A 16,154-nucleotide genomic window follows, 5' to 3' on the forward strand; every position below is an offset into this window, starting at 1 on the left:
TGTTCGCTGCGGAGTATCAGCCCAGATGGGTCTCCGCGAGGATGATCTCTTCGGTGACGATGCCGAGGGCTCCGAGGACCTCTACCCGGACGGCGTTGCGCACCAGCTGGCCGCTGGCGTTGGTGCTGTTCTCATTGAGGTAGACGACCGCGATGCCGGGGATGCCGATCGTCCTCGGCTGGTCCGTGCCCACGGCCGAGCCGTTGACGGTGCCCACCACACGGGAGGTGCGGGTGACCCCGGCCGCGCCGGAGGTGCTCGTGGTCTCGATGACCGACAGGTTGATCACGCCATTGAGCAGGGTCGCCCCGTCGACCGAGGCTTTCGCGGTGGTCGTGCCCGTGGCGGGATCAAGGGTGCAGCTGGCGTTGAGCACACCGGTGGTGAGCAGCGGCGCCGCGTTGACCGGGGTCCGGGTCAGCGTCTTGTCCGGCGGGCAGGTCGCGTCCGGGGTCCGGGGCAGGGTGAGCAGCAGTCCCTTGGCCTGCAGGCCGAAGGCGCCGCCGGGCAGGTAGACGACGACCCGCACCACGGCTGTGGCGGCGGCGCCGTCGTCGTCGGTGACCCGGACGAGGACGTCGTGCGGGCCGACGGCGGTGAACGCGTGGCTGACGGTGCAGGTGCCCGAGCCCGGTGACTCCACCACGGTGCCGGTGGCGGCGGGAGTGCCGTCATCGAAATTGACCGAGCAGGTGTGGCTGTCGTTGCGGCCGATGTCGGTGAACGGCGCGGTGAAGGCGACCGTGGTGCCCTTGGTGAACAGGGCGCCGTTGGCCGGTGCGGATACGGTGACCTGCGGCGCGACGTTGGTCAGGGTCAGCGTGGTGGCCGCGGAGACCGTGGCGTTGACGCCGTCGCCGGCCGACAGGGTCAGCTTGTAGACGCCGTCATCGGTGCAGGTGACCGTCGTCGAGGTGGCGGCCGGGTTGGCGAACGTGCACGCGGCCCCCGAGTCCACGCCCGACTGTGGCGCTGCCGTCCACGACGTGGTCAAGGCGGGACCGTCAGGGTCGACGACCGAGCCCGCGATCCCGATCGGGGTGCCTTCCTTTCCGGCGTACGCGCCACCGGCGTTGACGACCGGCGGGGCGTTGATGACGATCGTGCGGCAGTCGGTGACGCTGCCCGTCCCGCCGCCGTCGCTGCCGTTGGCCAGGACGCAGACCTGGTGCGAGCCTGCCGTCAGCGCGTTGGTGTTGACGCTGTAGGAGACGGACTTCGGCCCGTTCTGGGGCAGGACCGGAGTGACCGTGAACGGGCTGGCCACGACCGTGCCGTCGACGCGCAGCGTCAGCGACGTCAGCTCCGACGCGATCACGCTGGGCAGGATGGCGGGCAGGTCGGCGGGGTCGTCGACCTCGGTGCAGGTGCCTCCGGTCGCGTTGGCGATCTGCCGCAGCGTGTTGCCGGTCGCACCGCCGCACGCGGAGCCGCTGCCGACGGCGAACGTGTAGAAGTCGACGCTGGCGGGCACCGCCGCGAGCGCGGTGTCGATGGCCGCTCCGTTGTTCATGCCGTCCGACAGGAACACCACGATCCGCCGCAGGGTGCGCCCCGGCGGGTTGGCGGGCGCGGCCGCCGCGGTCGTCGCGGCGGTGATGCCGCTGGGGAAGCTGGTGGTGCCGCCGACGTTCTTGACCGGCGGGAACTGGTTCAGGCCACCGGAGATGAAGGCCGAGGACAGCACCTCGTCGATGTCGCGGGTGCCGTTGGCGTTGGCGTCGGTGCTCGGGCCGGTCGACAGCTGCTGACCGGTGGCGGGCCCGACGTCGGCCGCCGCTCCGCTGTCGCCGAAGACCGCAGCGCCGACGGCGGCGATGGTCCCCGCGACGGGCGCGACGAGGGTCTGGCCGTTGAGGGTCTTCGCCGCGGCGATCTCACAGTCGAGGACCGTGTTGGCCGACCCGTCGCCGTTCTGGTCGCCACCGCAGCCGTTGGTGCTCGCAGTGCTGCCGGAGACGTCCAGCACGTAGGTCAGCGAGGTGCTGACCACGGGTGCTCCGGTGCCGATCGCGGCCGTGCCGGTGACGGGTACCGGGCCGGGTGGGCGTACTGCTCCGTTCGCGGGTGTGCTGATGGCGACGGAGATGCTGGTGCCGCCGGGCAGGTTGCTGTCCGCGGCGCGAGCCGGAGTTGCGGTCGTTCCCACTACCGCGATCGAGGCCAGCCACAGGGCGCCAGCCCTTGCTGTGGTTGTTCGTCTCACCGAAACTCCTAGGGCGTCTGCCGATCTTGCATTGACGCGCTTAAGTCTAGAAATAAGGCGATCGAATGGGTGTGGGAATTACACACGTAAGAGTCGTCGATCGGGTCGGGAGATTGGTGGCGCGCGAGGTGTCGATCTGCTAATGGAAACAAGAGGCGGTTTCATGTGAGGAGCTTCTCGAGCGGGGTTGGAGCACCGCAGCCGCTGCCCGATCCGACGCGACAAGTGAGCTCTAGGTGTCCGTGTCGATATGAGATTTCGAGAATCCGGTGAAGTTGAGTCATGTTCTGATCGACCCTGACCGGATCCTCTGGGCGCCCCTCTCAAGTACAGCCTTGATGGGCATCAGCGGGGCACACCTCGGCCATTCGGCTGCGCGCTAGTCGCGCCAGCGACCGATGATCTGCACGGGCCACACGCGAAACTCGCAGAGGTCGTCCTCAAGGGCCTCGGCCTCGGTCCGCACGACTTTGACCTCGCGGCCTTGATCGTCGGACTCCGTCCGCAGAATCTCACATCGCACGTTGCCCTTCACCGGCATCGGCGTCGAGCCGGTCGGCTCGTCGTCGGCGAAGAACATCGGGGTCTTCTCGGCAAAGTGCCAGATGCTCCCGGCAGCATCGACCAAGCGGGCCTTAACCCATGGCGGCCAGCCATCGTCGATGAACTCGTAGCACTCGACTTCGAGTAGGTGTAGCGGTTGAGTGTCCTGCATCAGCGGCATGTGGTCGCCCTCGTCGGTGGTGCCTGCAACCTACTCCCTGGCTGGTGTCCTGGAGGTCCGCCGATCTGGGCGATGGGCGGGTCAGCGGATTTCGAGGGTGCCGCGCATGCCGGACGTGCCGTGGTAGAGGCAGGGCATGGGGTAGGTGCCGGGTTCGGTGACCTCGACGGTGACGATGTCGGTGGCGGAGCCGTTGATGTTGCCGGTCCCCGTCGCGGCGGGAATGCGCAGGGCGATGTCGTGCGGGGTCAGTCCGACGTTGCGGAACGTCAGCTCGATCCGGCCCGGCCGCGCCGTCACCACCTGCGGGGTGAGCTTGAGGTCGTCGTCGACGGTGATCTCGATACGCTGCACGCCGTCCGGCCCCTGGACCGCCACGGCGGCGGGCGGGGCGGTGACGGCAACGGGCGGCATCGAGGCCCCTGCGGCGTCAGGTCCGCCCTCCATGCCCCACAGTGCACAGCCGGACAGGGCCGATGCCGCCACGAGCGCGGCGGCCAGCACCGATAACGGACGGTATGGCGTGCTCATGCCGGGTCCTCTCCGAACAGGTCCTGGCCGAGGTGGCCGCCGGGCGCGACGCCGTGCGGCATCGCGAACAGGGCACTGGTCTCGTGCCTGGTGAAACGGTTGAGGGCGTCGGAGGCGACCAGGCGCTGCTGCACCGGGACGAACCCGCGTCTCGGGTCGGCCTGCCAGGCCAGGAAGATCAGCCCGGCCGCGTCGCCGTCGGTGTACGAGTAGCCCCGCCGCAGCATCGCCGCGCCGTTGTTGAACGCCGGGGTGGCGAGCCGGATGTGCGCGTCGGCGGGGATCGTCAGGGCGCCGTCGGCGCCCTTGGTGCCGAAGTTCGCCGGGGTCCGCTCCTGTCCGCCGCTCAGCGGCGCGCCGGTGTCCTTGCGGCGGCCGATGACCCGCTCCTGCGCCTGCCGGGGCTGGGCGTCCCAGTCGTCGAGCAGCATCCGGATCCGGCGCACCACCAGCACGGAACCGCCGCGCAGCCACGCTGGGGCGGCCGGGTCGGTGACGTACACCTTCGTGCTGAAGTCCTCGTCGGTGGGTTGCGGGTTGTTGGTGCCGTCGAGCTGGCCCATCAGGTTGCGCCCGGTCGCCGCCGTCGGGGTCACGCCGGGGCTGTTGTTGAAGCCGTCGAGCTGCCAGCGCATCCTGGCCTGCGGGGCGGCCAGGCGGGTCAGCGCGCGGGCGGCGCGGAACACGACGAGCGCGTCGTCGGCGTGTACCAGCAGGCACAGGTCGCCGTCGCTGTGCGCGGGGTCGAGCCGTTCGCCGGGGAACGCGGGCAGTGGGGTGAGCTCGGCGGGACGGGCGGTGGCGGGCAGGCCCGCCTTGCCGAACAGGCTCGGCCCGAAACCGGCGGTGACGGTCAGCGACGACGGGCCCGCGCCGGTGACGACGTCGTCACCGCTGTCGCCCAGCGGCAGGCCCTGGCTGAGCTGTGCGGCGGCCTGGGTCCAGCGGCGCAGCAGACTCTGCAGCCCGACCCGGTCGACGCCTTCGGCCAGGTCGAACGCGATGATCCGCAGCCGCGCCTGCGGGCGGGCCGGGGTGGTGATGCCTGCCTGGCGCTCGCCGTGGAACGCGATCCGGGTCGCCCCGACGCCCGTCAGCGGTTCGGCCGGAGGCGCGCCTGCCGGTGTCCCGGGTTCGCCCGGGGTGCCTGCGGCGATCCCGCCCGCTGCGCCGAGGATCGCCCCGATGCCACCCGCGGCCAGTGTGCCCGCGAAACCGCGCCGCCCCACCGCGCCGCCCTGCCCGGCCTCGCCGCTGTCGGCTGACACGTCGGCGGCGGCGCGGGCGGCACGGGCGCCGAGCACCACGGGCGCGGCGTCGGGGCTGGTCGGCTGCTCGGTGGGCGAACCGTTCTCGGGCGATGACGTCGGGTCGACGCGTGGGGCGTTGCCTGCCTGCGGGTCGGTGGCCGGTGTGCCGCCTGCCGTGGGCTCGCCGCCCGGTGGGTGGGCGGTTCGCATGTCGTCGGCGAGGGACGGCTCCGCGACCGCGGCCTCGCGGGCCTGGGGTTTGAAGCGCCGCCACAGCAGCGGGCCGCCGACCAGCAGGCCCGCGCCGAGGCCGACGACCAGGGCCACACCGGCGCGGTTGAGGTCGGCGGGCAGGGCCGACGGGGCTGAGGAGCGCCACCACACGGGCGCGTCGTCCAGGGCCATCATCGACGACAGCAGGCCGCCGACGCCCATCGCCACGAAGCCCAGGAACGTCGCGCGCTTGGCGATCAGCACGGCCGCGACCAGGCCGAAGGGCCAGATGAGCAGGCCGGTCAGGCCGTCGCCGAGGAACGCGGTGAGGCGTTCGGGCACGTTGCCGGCGGTGACCAGGGCGATCCCGGCGGCGTGCAGCACGTCCGCGGCGATGAGTGCGACCAGGGCGGCGGCGACCAGGGTGTGTGCGCGGCGGGTGAACACCGCGCCGACGACGAGCAGCGCCGCCACGGCGGCGAGCAGGTACCAGGGGGTGGGGGAGGGGCCGGGGACCCAGTCCAGCGAGCCGGTCGCGGACAGGACGGCGCCGCCGTAGTCGAGGTCGACGTGCCAGTCCGAGACCCGGTGGGCGGCGGTGGGCGCGGCGGCGACGGCGGTGGGCAGGGTGCTGAGCATCCAGTGGATACGGTGGTCGTGCCAGCGGTGCACGTTGTCGCCGGAGACCTTGCGCCAGCGCGGAGGTGCGGCGGGGTCGGCGTCGGCGGGCACGGTCGTGCTGGCGAAGCGGTCGGCGTTGAGGTAGGTCGCGGGGGAGCTGTCGTTGAGCCAGACGCCGTCGGGACCGATCCGGGCGTACGGCTCGTCGCTGTAGCCGCGTACCACGACCTCCTGGGCGGTGGTGTTGCGCAGTTCGAGCCGGGAGCCGTTCTCGACCACGGCCAGGCGTACTCCGGGCACGGCGGGGGTGAGCGCGGACAGGGTGGTGGTGAAGTTGGTCGCGCCGACCCCGCCGACCTCGTGCGCCCAGGCCGCGCCGGACGGCGCCACGGCCGCCGCCACTCCCGCGACCACGGCGAGCAGCCAGTGCAGCGCACGTCGTGTCGCCTTCACCGAGATGTCCACAATCCTCCCCATCGCCGCACTGTCGCCGAGCCTGGCGGGTGACGCGCTGGGCGTCGCCCGTCTTCTGCGGCTCGGTCAGCGTTGGTCGGCGGTCGGCGGCTTCGGGTTCCCGGATGTGCCCGACTTCTCGCCATCGGCTACGGGCGATGGCTGGGAGTGCCTGGGGTCAGGCGGTGTGGCCGGTCGCGGCGGCCAGGGAGGTGACCAGGCCGCGCAGGGTCGGCCAGGTCCAGCGGCCCATCAGGCTGATCTGCAGCCAGTTGCGGTCGCGCAGGTAGCCGCTCTGGTAGGCGAGCAGGTAACCGGCCCGCTCCAGGCTGGCCCCGACGTCGGCGGCCGGGAGCGCGGCGGGCAGCGCGATGGTGACTATGCCCGGTGCGGCCTCGGCGGGCTCGGCGACCACGTCCAGTCCGAGGCGGCGCAGCCGGGCGTCGAGCCAGGCCGCGGCGCGGGCCAGCCGGGCGTGCCGGTCCGGCCAGTCGGTGACCGCCAGGGCCGTGTCCAGCGCGGCGACCAGGTTCGACGACTGGGTGTACGCGATCCCGCCCGCCTCGGCGTAGCAGCCCAGATCGAGGTAGCGGGGGATCAGGCCGGGCGAGGACCGGGGCAGTTCGCGCAGGAACACCATCGACAGCCCGGGGTAGCCGCCGAGCGCCTTGCCACTGGTGCCGGTGGCCAGGTACGCCCCCGACAGGTCCACCGGCACCGTGCCGATCGAGCTGATCGCGTCGACGCACAGCCGCACCCCGGCGTCCGCGCACAGCCGGGTCAGCCGCGGCAGGTCGAACAGTTGCCCGGTCGACGTCTCGCAGTGCACGGTCCACAGCCAGCCGCCCTCGGGCAGCGCGGTGACCGCCTGTTCGACGGCGGGCCAGGGCAGGGGGGCGCCCCACGGCCCGGTCAGCACCCGGTGGTCGAGGCCGGTGCGGGCGGCGTGGTCGGCCAGGCGCTCGCCGAACTCGCCGTACGCCAGCACGACGCCGGGCCGGTCGAGCAGCCGCAGCTGGGCCGCGACGGCGTCGTTGGCGACGGTGCCCGAGCCGAGCAGCAGCTGCGCGTGGGCCGCGTGTACGAACGAGGCAAGGCGGCGGTGCAGGTCGTCGACGACGGCCTGGTGTTCGGGCGAGCGGTGGTAGGCGGGCGGTCTGCCGAACGCGGCGGCGACCTCGGGGGCGACCGACACCGGCCCTGGCAGCAGGTTCTCCGGCTGCCCACCGCCTGCCGACAGGCCGCTCCATGCCTGGCGGCGGCCGTCTTCGAGGGTCAGGTACATCGGCTGGAACTGCGCGCCCGGCTCGCCGGTGAGCGGGCCGAACGGGACGCAGCCCATCCGCCGGTACATCTCCAGCGCGCGGGTGGTGCCCGACAGCAGCGCCAGGTCGCAGCCGAGCCCGGTGAAGTGCTCGGCGATCATCGCCAGCAGCCGGGGCAGGATCGTGCCCCGGCGGTAGCGCGGATCGACGGCCAGCAGCCGCACCTCCACCGGGCGGCGTCCGGCGGGCAGGTGCCCGTCGAGCCCGGCGAGTTTGCCGTCCAGCGAGAACGGCCGCGCGGTACGACCGCAGACCATGCCGACGACCTCGTCGCCGTCCAGGCAGACCGCGTAGGTGTTCTCGGCGTGGAACCGGTCGACCAGCAGACCGTCGGCGTTGGCCGCGTGCTGGGGGATCTCCCCGGCGAACGTACGGTGGTTGAGCCGGTGGATGCCCTGCTCCTCGGCCGCAGAATCGGCGATCTTGTATGTCAGGGCGTCCGGCATCCGGGCAGGATACAGTCCCCGGCCATACCGGCCCATGTGGATCTCGCACGCCGCCCGCGCCCGTCGGCGATCGTGACGCCGAGCTGGCCGTATCATCGCGACGGTGACCGACACCGTTTCGCCGTCCAGGCTGCCCGACCGGCTCGCCATGGTCCTGGTCTTCTTCGCCAGCGGCATCGTGCTGGTGCTGGAGACCGTGTCACTGCGCCTGGTCGCGCCGTACCTCGGGCTGAGCCTGCAGGTCACCAGCGCCGTCATCGGCATGTCGCTGGGCGCGATCGCCTACGGCGCGTGGCTGGGCGGCTGGCACGCCGACCGCCGCGACCCGCGCCGTTTGCTGGCCCCGCTGCTCGGCCTGTCGGCGCTGGCCGTCGCGGGCACCCTGCCGGTGGTCCGCTGGCTCGGCGAGGCGCTGCGCGGCACCTCGGTCACCGTGGTGCTCGGGCTGACCGCCGCGGCCGTGTTCGTGCCGATCATGCTGCTGTCGGCGGTGCCGCCGATGGTCGTCAAACTTCAGCTCGGCGACCTGGAGCAGACCGGCCGGGTCGTCGGTCGGCTGTCCAGTGTGGGCACCCTCGGTGCGGTCACCGCGACCCTGGTCACCGGCTTCGTCCTGGTCGCCGCGCTGCCCACCAGCGTGATCATGATCGGGGCGGCGGTGCTGCTCGCGGTCGCCGCACTCGCGCTGGGTGCGTATCTGCGCCGGGCCGGGCAGGCGACGGCGACCGCCGCCCGGGTCACCGCGGCGGCGCTGCTGGCCGTCGGCACGGGCCTGTCCGTGCTCGCGCCCGACCCGTGCGACGTCGAGACCGCGTACCACTGCGCGCAGGTCAGCGCCGATCCGCTGCGGCCCGCCGGGCGGGTGCTGTACCTCAACTCCGCCGAGCACTCCTACGTGGACCTGGCCGACCCGACCCGCCTGGAGTACGCGTACACCCAGTGGATCGGGGTGGTCGCGGACCTCGCCGCACCGGCCGGGGCCGCGGTCGACGCCGTGCACCTCGGCGGCGGCGGCTTCACCGTGCCCCGTTACCTCGCCGCGACCCGTCCCGGCAGCCGCAGCACCGTCTTCGAGATCGACGGCGGCCTGGTCGAACTCGCCGAACGCACCCTGGGCCTGCGCCCCGGCCCCGACCTGCGCGCCGTGGTCGGCGACGCCCGGATGCTGCTCGGCGAACTGCCCGACGGCTCCGCCGACCTGGTCGTCGGCGACGCTTTCGGCGACCTGGCCGTGCCGTGGCACCTGACCACCCGCGAGATGATGACCGAGATCCGCCGGGTGGCGGGCCCGGACGGGATATACGCCCAGAACGTCATCGACGGCCCGCCGACCCGCTTCATCCGCGCCGAGGTCGCCACCGTCGCCGCGGTCTTCCCGCACGTGGCCCTGATCGCCCCGCGTGGCGCGCTCGACGGCCGCGAGGGCGCCAACTTCGTCATCGTCGCCTCGGCTCGCCCCCTGCCGCTGCCGGCTCTCACGGCCCGGCTGGCCATGCTCCAGCAACCCGTGCCGATGATCTCCGGCCCTGACCTGACCGCCTTCACCGCCGATGCGACCGTCCTCACCGACGACTTCGCCCCCGTCGACCAGATGCTGGTCCGCGTGTCCTGACGCGGGTCAGGCGTGGGTCTCGGGTTCGTGGCCGGTGTGGCCGGGGGGTTCGAGTTGGAACGTGGAGTGCACCACGTCGAAGTGGCCGCTGATGCACAGTTGCAGCGCGTCGAGTAGTTGCGGGGCGTGGCCGTCCTGGAAGCACCCGGCCTCGACGACGACGTGGGCGGTCAGCACCGGCAGGCCCGAGGTGACGGTGTAGACGTGCAGGTCGTGTACGCCGACGACGTGGTCCAGGCCGGTGATGTGGGCGCGGATCTCGTTCACGTCGATGCCCGCCGGGACGGCCTGCAGCAGCACGTCGGCGGCCGCGCGCAGCAGCTTCAGCGCCCGGGGCACGATGACCAGGCCGATGAGGATCGACACGACCGCGTCGGCCTGGGTGTAGCCGGTCCACGCGATGACTGCCGCCGCGACCAGCACCCCGACCGACGTGGCGGTGTCCGTGGCCACCTCCAGGAACGCGCCTCGCATGTTCAGGCCGGCGTCGCGGACCCGGTAGAGCACGGCGATGCCGATCGCGTTGCCGACCAGGCCGATCGCGGCGAACAGCGCCATCCCGCCGGGGTGTACGTCGGTGGGCACGAACAGCCGCTGTACGCCCTCGATCAGCACGTAGACGCCCATGCCCGCCAGGACAAGTCCGTTGATCGCGGCGGCGAGCACCTCCGCGCGTGCCCAGCCCCAGGTGCGCCGCTCGGTCGGGGGCCGGGCCGCCAGCACGGCCGCGCCCAGCGCCAGCGCGACACCGCCCGCGTCGGCCAGCACGTGGCCCGCGTCGGCCAGCAGCGCGAGGCTGCCGGTGACCACCGCGCCGACGACCTCGATCACGAAGATGACCAGGGAGATGCCCAGCACGACGGCCAGCGCCCGGCGGTGCCGTCCGGTCGCCGTCACGCCGTGGGAGTGGCCGTGGCCGTGTCCCGAGCCCATGGCTCCACGCTAGCCGGTGCGTGCGGCGAACCCGCTGACCCGGCCGACTTCCTGCTGCCGCGCTGAGCCGCGCCCGGGAGGTCATCGTGCGAGCATGGGCGCATGAATGTTCGTACCCGAAACCATGTCACGTTCGCCGGGCCTGTCGACGCGCCGGTGGTGATGCTCGCACATGGCTTCGGCTGCGACCAGAACATGTGGCGTCGGATCGTTCCCGCTCTGGCCGTCGACCACCGCGTCGTACTGTTCGATCACGTGGGGTCGGGCCGGTCCGATCCGGCGGCGTGGGGCGCCGAGCGGTACGCGTCGCTGTCCGGGTACGCCGAGGACGTCGTCGACATCTGCCGGGAACTGGAGCTGCCGCCGGTCACGTTCGTCGGGCACTCGGTCGCGGCGATGATCGGTGTGCTGGCGGCCAACGAGGCCCCTGATCGGTTCGCCGCCCTGGCGTTGATCACCCCGTCGCCGTGCTACATCGACGACGACACCTACCACGGGGGGTTCAGCCGCGCTGACATCGACGAGCTGCTGGAGTCGCTGGACAGCAACTACCTGGGCTGGTCGGCGACCATGGCTCCAGTGATCATGGGCAATCCCGGGCGCCCGGAGCTCGGCGAGGAACTGACCAACAGCTTCTGCCGGACCGACCCGGCGATGGCCGCGGTGTTCGCCCGGGCCACGTTCCTGTCCGACAACCGGGCCGACCTCGCCAAGGTCGGTGTGCCCACGCTGATCATGCAGTGTTCCCACGACGCGATCGCCCCGCCGGAGGTAGGGTTCTACCTGCGACAGCAGATACCGGGCAGCCGTCTGGTCACGCTGGCCGCGACAGGTCATTGTCCGCAGCTCAGCGCGCCGGAGGAGACTGTCGCGGCGTTGCGTGAGTTTCTGGCCGTGCGCCGGTGAGCACGCCGCGGCCGTGCCGGACCGATGAGAACACCGCGGATGTGACGTTTCCCGCCATGCTCGAGGACAGCGCCGACGACCTGTACGAACACGCCCCGTGCGGGAACCTGTCGACCATGCTCGACGGCACCATCGCGAAGATCAACGAGACGCTGCTGGGGTGGCTGGGCTACGACCGGGATGAGATCGTCGCCCGTCGCCGGTTCAGCGACCTGCTCACCGTCGGCGGGAAGATCTACTACGAGACCCATTACGCACCGCTGCTGACCATGCAGGGCGAGATCGGCGGCGTCGCGCTGGACCTGCGCGCCAAGGACGGCCGTAAACTCCCCGTCCTGGTGACCTCGACGGTCAAGACCGGCGCCGACGGTCAGCCGCTGCTGATCCGCACCACGCTGTTCGACGCCCGCGACCGCCGCGCCTACGAGACCGAGCTGCTGCGCGCCCGTCACGCCGCCGAAGCCTCCGAACAGGCCGCCCAGCAGGACAGGCAGCGCCTGCAGAAACTGGTCGCCGGACTGCAGCGCAGCCTGCTGCCCCGGACCCTGGCCACCCCACCGGCGATGGACGTCGCCGCCTACTACCACATGGCCTCCGCGGACGAGGTCGGCGGCGACTTCTACGACCTGTTCCCGCTTGGCGGCGACCGCTGGGGATTCTTCCTCGGCGACGTGTGCGGCAAGGGCGTCGAAGCCGCGGCGGTCACCTCACTGGCCCGCTACACGCTGCGCGCCGCGACGGTCTACGACCCGGACCCGGCGGCGGTGCTCGGCAACCTCAACACCGTCCTCTACCAGGAGTACCAGTCCGACAACCACCGCCACTGCACCGTCGTGTTCGGCATCCTCGGCCACGCGACCAGCGCGGGACGCGCCATGACCGTCACCGGCGGCGGACATCCCCCGGCGCTGCTCCTGACCGCGGCAGGCACCGCCGAATACCTCGACACCAGCGGCGGCCCGCTTGTCGGCCTGCTGCCCGACCTCCGGTTCACCACCCACACCTACACCCTGCGCCCAGGCGACACCCTGATCCTCTACACCGACGGGCTCATCGAGGCGCGCACCGACGCCGACCGCGGTCGCTACAGCTCCGAGGACCTGCTCGACTTCGCGACCTCGCTCGCCCCCGCGTCGGCGGGCGCGGCCGTCGCCGCTCTGACCGACCTGCTCACCCGATTCGGCACCGGCCTCGACGACGACGCCGCGGTGATGGCCCTTACGGCGCTACCGCCACCGCCTGCCGGTGGAGAACCAGTTCATCGCACGTGAAAGCCGTTCTCCAGTTCGAACATGGTGCCCTCGGCCTTGGCTCGCACTGCGGCGGTCACCCGCCGGGCCAGCAGCTCCGACGCCCGCTGCTCGGTCTGTGCCTGGTCGCACCACGCCCAGCCGGCAAGCTCGTCCGGCGGCAGTTGAATGTCCGCGGTGCCCGACTCGTCCAGGACACCGCCGTCGTAGACGTACATGACGCCTTCGGTCCGGCCCGGTCGGGGCGGCACCCAGTCGATCACCAGCAACCGCCCCGGCGCGACGGTCTTGCCCAGCTCCTCTTCGACCTCGCGGATCGCGGCCTGCCGCGGCGACTCGTTCTCGTCGACGCAGCCGCCGACGATCTCCCAGTCGTCTTTGTAGACGGGTTCGACCAGCAGCGCGCGCCCGGTCGCGTCGGTGAACAGGACAGCCGCGCCCATGCGCTTGCGGGGAAGCGCCGCCGTGTGATCACCGGAGGAGGTCACCTCTGCAGATTACCGGGCACGGCAGGCGGGTCATTCCTTGCTGCCGCCCTCGGCCGCGCCGCGGACGAAGTAACGCTGGAAGATCACGAAGATGATCGCGACGGGGATGGTGGCCAGCAGGGCCGCGCCGAGTTTCAGCGGATACTGGGTGCCCGCGCCCAGTGAGCCGCTGACCAGGTTGGCGATGCCCCGGGGCAGCGTGAACAGTTGCGGGCTCTGCACCGCGACGACGGTGTGCGGGAACTCGTTCCACGACGCCTGGAACGACAGGATGGTCAGCGTGATCAGGGCGGGCCGGGCCATTGGCAGGATGACCGACCAGTAGGTCCGGAACACTCCCGCCCCGTCCATCCGGGCGGCTTCCTCCAGGCTGGGGGGCACGGACAGGAAGAACTGCCGCATGATGAACACGCCCGCGGCGTCGACGAGCAGCGGCAGCACCAGCGCGGCGTACGTGTTGTAGATGCCGAGCTGGTTGAGCACCAGGAACTTGGGGATCAGCAGCACGACGCCGGGCACCGCCATCACCGCCACGATCATCGCGGTGACCGCGCCCCGACCCCGGAAGCTCAGCCGCGCCAGCGCGTATCCGGCCAGGGAGTCCAGGAACACCCGGCCTGCCGTGATGAGCAGCGTGACCAGGATCGAGTTGCCGATCCACACCGGGAACGCGGTGCTGTCGAAGATCTTCGCGAACGCGGCGGTGGTGAACGGGTCGGGCACCGGCGACAGCGGATGCGCTGCGGCGTCGGCTTCGGTCTTGAACGAGCTGGCGGCCTGGATCACGAACGGATACAGGAACACCAGGGCGAAGAAGACCAGGATGGCGTATCCGAGGAAGACTCCCACGATCGCGCGGGGCCCGCCGCGCCGCCTGCCGGGCGGGGTCATGGCGTGCTCCGGCGGCGAGGCCACCAGCGGCGGCGGGGCCGGGGCTCGTCGCGGTCACGCATGATCCAGCGCTGGAGCAGCGTCATCACCACGATGATCAGGAACAGGACGAACGAGATCGCCGCGCCGGTGCCGTACGAGAAGTCGGTGAACGCGGTGCGGTAGGACAGGTAGGCGGGGGTGAGCGTGGTGTTGGCGGGTTTGCCCTGGCTCATCACGTAGATCTGGTCGAAGACCTGCCAGGTGCCGATCAGGCCCAGGGTGATGACCAGGAACAGGGCGGGTTTGACCATCGGCAGGGTGACGTGGCGCACCCGCTGCCAGGCGTTGGCGCCGTCGATCAGGCTCGCCTCCTCGACCTGCACCGGCACGTCCTGCAGCGCGGCGAGGAAGATCAGCATGAAGGTGCCGCTGGTGGTCCAGACGACGAGCATGATGATGGTCGACATGGCGACGCTGGGGCCGGCCAGCCACTCCCACCAGGACAGCCCGAACGGGCCGCCGCCGGTCAGCGCGGCGGGCGGGGCGGTGAGGTCGACCAGCCCGAGGCCGTCAAGGATCAGGTGCAGCAGCCCGCGCGGGTCGGCGAACCAGGCCGGGCCGCTGATGCCGACCATGGCCAGTAGTGCGTTGACCGCGCCGGAGTTGGCGAACAGGAACAGGAACACCACGCTGATCGCCACCGAACTGGTGACCGACGGGAAGTAGAACGCGGTCCGGAAGAACGAGGTGGCCTTGAGGAAGCGCTGGTTGACGACCAGGGCCAGGGCGAGTGCCAGCAGCGTCTGGGCGGGTACGGCCACGGCGACGTAGTACAGGTTGTTGCGGAGGCTGATCATGAAGTTCTCGCGGGTGAGCCCGTCGTCGAGGAACAGCTCGGCGTAGTTGTCGGCCCCCACGTACGGCACGCCGGCGGCGAACGGGCTGCCCTGGCCGTTCCAGCCGCTGACGCTGACCCACAGGGCCATGCCGATCGGCAGCACCAGGAACAGGCCCAGGATCAGCACGGCGGGTGCGACGAACAGCCACCCGGCCGCCGCCTCGTTGCCCCGGATGCCGCTGCGGCGGCGCGGCTCAGCCACGCAGCGCCGCCGTCATGTTGCGCTGCAGCCGCCGCAGGATCGCCTGCGGGTCGGCCACGGTCAGGCGCTGCAGCTGGGTGTCGAAGTCGGACAGGACGTTGCCCATCCTCGGGGCGTTGACCGGGCCCTGGGCGTGGTCCGCGCCGTCGAGGAACGCGCGGTCGCCGGGGGACGCCTGCAGGTAGCGGTCGCGGGCGGTGGTCACCGACGGCATCACCCCGTACGCGGAGGCGAACGCGAGCTGCTGGTCGACGGCCGTCATCGCCTCCACGAACGCGACGGCCTGCGCGCGGTACGGGGTGCGTGCCGAGATGCCCCAACAGGTGGTGAACGACAGCGTGCCCGGTCCGGCGGGCCCGGTGGGCAGCGCGTGCACGGTGTACCGGATGCCCGGGTAGTCCCCGGCCAGCGCGCCGCGGATCCAGTTGCCCTCGATCGTCATGGCGGCCAGGCCGCGCCCGAACGCCTCCCCGGCCCAGCCGGTGTCCAGCGCGCTCGGGTATCTGGCCAGCCCGGCCCGCAGCAGCTGCTGCACGTACCGCAGCGCGGTGAGGTTCTGCGGGCTGTCGGCAGTGGCCCGGGTGCCGTCCGGGCTGATCAGCCAGCCGCCCGCCTGCACCAGGAACGCGCCGATCCGTTCCTGGGTGTCGCCGAGCACCAGTGGCGTGACGCCGGTCGCCGCGATCCGCTCGGCGACCGCCGCCAGCTGTACCCAGTCGCGGGGCACGTCGGCGGCGCTCAGCCCGGCCTTGGCCCACAGGTCCTCGTTGACCTGCAGGGCCAGGGTGGCGAAGTCCTTGGGCGCGCAGTAGAACCGGCCCTGGTAGGTGAACGCCTGCCGCAGCGTGCCGTAGAAGTCGCCCGCTCCGGGCAACTGCTCGGCGTAGGGCTCCAGCGCGCCGACGCTGGCGAAGTCGGCGAAGCGGGCCGCGTCGACGTAGAACACGTCTGGCGGCGACGAGCCCGCGAACGCCTGCCCGAGCTGCTGGTCGAGGTCCTGGGCCGGGATGACGGTCACCTGGTTGCCGCTGGCCGCCGACCACGCCGCGGCGGCGTCGGTGACCGCTCTGGTCTCGGCAGCACCGGACGAGCCGATGAGAACCTGCAGCGTGGCGGGCCCGGCCCGCTGCGGTACCGGTCCCGGCGTACCCCCGCATGCGGCCGGTGCGAGCAGACACAAAGCGGCGATCGCACGCAGAACCGCACGCCCCATGGCCCGATTA

At 71.8% G+C, this 16,154-nt stretch carries 13 protein-coding genes; 3 read left to right on the forward strand and 10 right to left on the reverse strand.

The window, feature by feature from the left end; translation table 11 throughout:
- Positions 1 to 16: 16 nt before the first annotated feature.
- The 5 genes from HAV40_RS10230 to HAV40_RS10250 all read right to left on the reverse strand — a co-directional run bounded on the left by HAV40_RS10230 (position 17) and on the right by HAV40_RS10250 (position 7,769).
- A complete protein-coding gene (locus HAV40_RS10230; RefSeq protein WP_166380621.1) occupies positions 17 to 2,149 on the reverse strand; it encodes a choice-of-anchor P family protein in 2,133 nt (710 codons plus the stop codon).
- A 436-nt stretch (positions 2,150 to 2,585) separates the two neighbouring features.
- Positions 2,586 to 2,930, reverse strand: a complete 345-nt coding sequence (locus HAV40_RS10235) for a hypothetical protein (RefSeq protein WP_166380622.1) — start codon at positions 2,928 to 2,930, stop codon at positions 2,586 to 2,588.
- A gap of 81 nt (positions 2,931 to 3,011) precedes the next feature.
- Positions 3,012 to 3,461 carry a cupredoxin domain-containing protein gene (locus tag HAV40_RS10240; protein WP_166380623.1) on the reverse strand — a complete coding sequence of 150 codons (450 nt, stop codon included), beginning with the start codon at positions 3,459 to 3,461 and terminating at the stop codon, positions 3,012 to 3,014.
- The gene (locus HAV40_RS37965; protein WP_203670856.1) at positions 3,458 to 6,022 is read right to left on the reverse strand and encodes a Dyp-type peroxidase; all 2,565 of its coding nucleotides are present in this window, start codon (positions 6,020 to 6,022) and stop codon (positions 3,458 to 3,460) included. The genes HAV40_RS10240 and HAV40_RS37965 overlap by 4 nt, the downstream gene beginning before the upstream one ends.
- Positions 6,023 to 6,176: 154 nt before the next feature.
- Positions 6,177 to 7,769 carry a GNAT family N-acetyltransferase gene (locus tag HAV40_RS10250; RefSeq protein WP_166380624.1) on the reverse strand — a complete coding sequence of 531 codons (1,593 nt, stop codon included), beginning with the start codon at positions 7,767 to 7,769 and terminating at the stop codon, positions 6,177 to 6,179.
- Positions 7,770 to 7,917: 148 nt separating this feature from the next.
- Between HAV40_RS10250 and HAV40_RS10255 the strand changes: the two genes are divergently transcribed.
- Complete coding sequence (locus HAV40_RS10255; protein WP_166380784.1) at positions 7,918 to 9,381, forward strand: fused MFS/spermidine synthase; 1,464 nt, start codon at positions 7,918 to 7,920, stop codon at positions 9,379 to 9,381.
- A gap of 6 nt (positions 9,382 to 9,387) precedes the next feature.
- On the opposite strand, the gene HAV40_RS10260 is transcribed toward HAV40_RS10255, so the two are convergent.
- Positions 9,388 to 10,314, reverse strand: coding sequence for a cation diffusion facilitator family transporter (locus HAV40_RS10260; RefSeq protein ID WP_166380625.1), 927 nt, complete (start codon positions 10,312 to 10,314; stop codon positions 9,388 to 9,390).
- 102 nt (positions 10,315 to 10,416) lie between these two features.
- Here HAV40_RS10260 and HAV40_RS10265 point away from each other — a divergent pair, with 102 nt between their 5' ends.
- Together HAV40_RS10265 and HAV40_RS10270 are read left to right on the forward strand one after the other, a co-directional pair.
- Positions 10,417 to 11,220: an alpha/beta fold hydrolase gene (locus HAV40_RS10265; RefSeq protein ID WP_166380626.1), complete on the forward strand. Its 804-nt coding sequence runs from the start codon at positions 10,417 to 10,419 to the stop codon at positions 11,218 to 11,220.
- A gap of 56 nt (positions 11,221 to 11,276) precedes the next feature.
- Complete coding sequence (locus HAV40_RS10270) at positions 11,277 to 12,491, forward strand: PP2C family protein-serine/threonine phosphatase (RefSeq protein WP_166380627.1); 1,215 nt, start codon at positions 11,277 to 11,279, stop codon at positions 12,489 to 12,491.
- Here the strand turns inward: HAV40_RS10270 and HAV40_RS10275 are convergent.
- From HAV40_RS10275 to HAV40_RS10290, 4 genes are read right to left on the reverse strand one after another with little or no spacing between them, the layout of a single operon-like run.
- On the reverse strand, positions 12,479 to 12,958 hold the full coding sequence (locus HAV40_RS10275) for an NUDIX domain-containing protein (RefSeq protein WP_308440982.1): 480 nt from the start codon (positions 12,956 to 12,958) through the stop codon (positions 12,479 to 12,481). The two genes, HAV40_RS10270 and HAV40_RS10275, sit on opposite strands and share 13 nt — an antisense overlap.
- 30 nt (positions 12,959 to 12,988) lie before the next feature.
- Positions 12,989 to 13,849, reverse strand: a complete 861-nt coding sequence (locus tag HAV40_RS10280) for a carbohydrate ABC transporter permease (RefSeq protein ID WP_166380628.1) — start codon at positions 13,847 to 13,849, stop codon at positions 12,989 to 12,991.
- Positions 13,846 to 14,931, reverse strand: coding sequence for a carbohydrate ABC transporter permease (locus tag HAV40_RS10285; protein ID WP_166380629.1), 1,086 nt, complete (start codon positions 14,929 to 14,931; stop codon positions 13,846 to 13,848). The genes HAV40_RS10280 and HAV40_RS10285 overlap by 4 nt, the downstream gene beginning before the upstream one ends.
- Entirely contained in the window at positions 14,924 to 16,144 is a 1,221-nt protein-coding gene (locus HAV40_RS10290) for a sugar ABC transporter substrate-binding protein (protein WP_166380630.1), read from the reverse strand. Before HAV40_RS10290 ends, HAV40_RS10285 begins: the two co-directional genes overlap by 8 nt.
- Positions 16,145 to 16,154 lie beyond the last annotated feature (10 nt).

It is taken from the genome of Catellatospora methionotrophica (assembly GCF_011297335.1).
In the GTDB taxonomy this organism is placed as follows: Bacteria; Actinomycetota; Actinomycetes; order Mycobacteriales; family Micromonosporaceae; genus Catellatospora; species Catellatospora methionotrophica.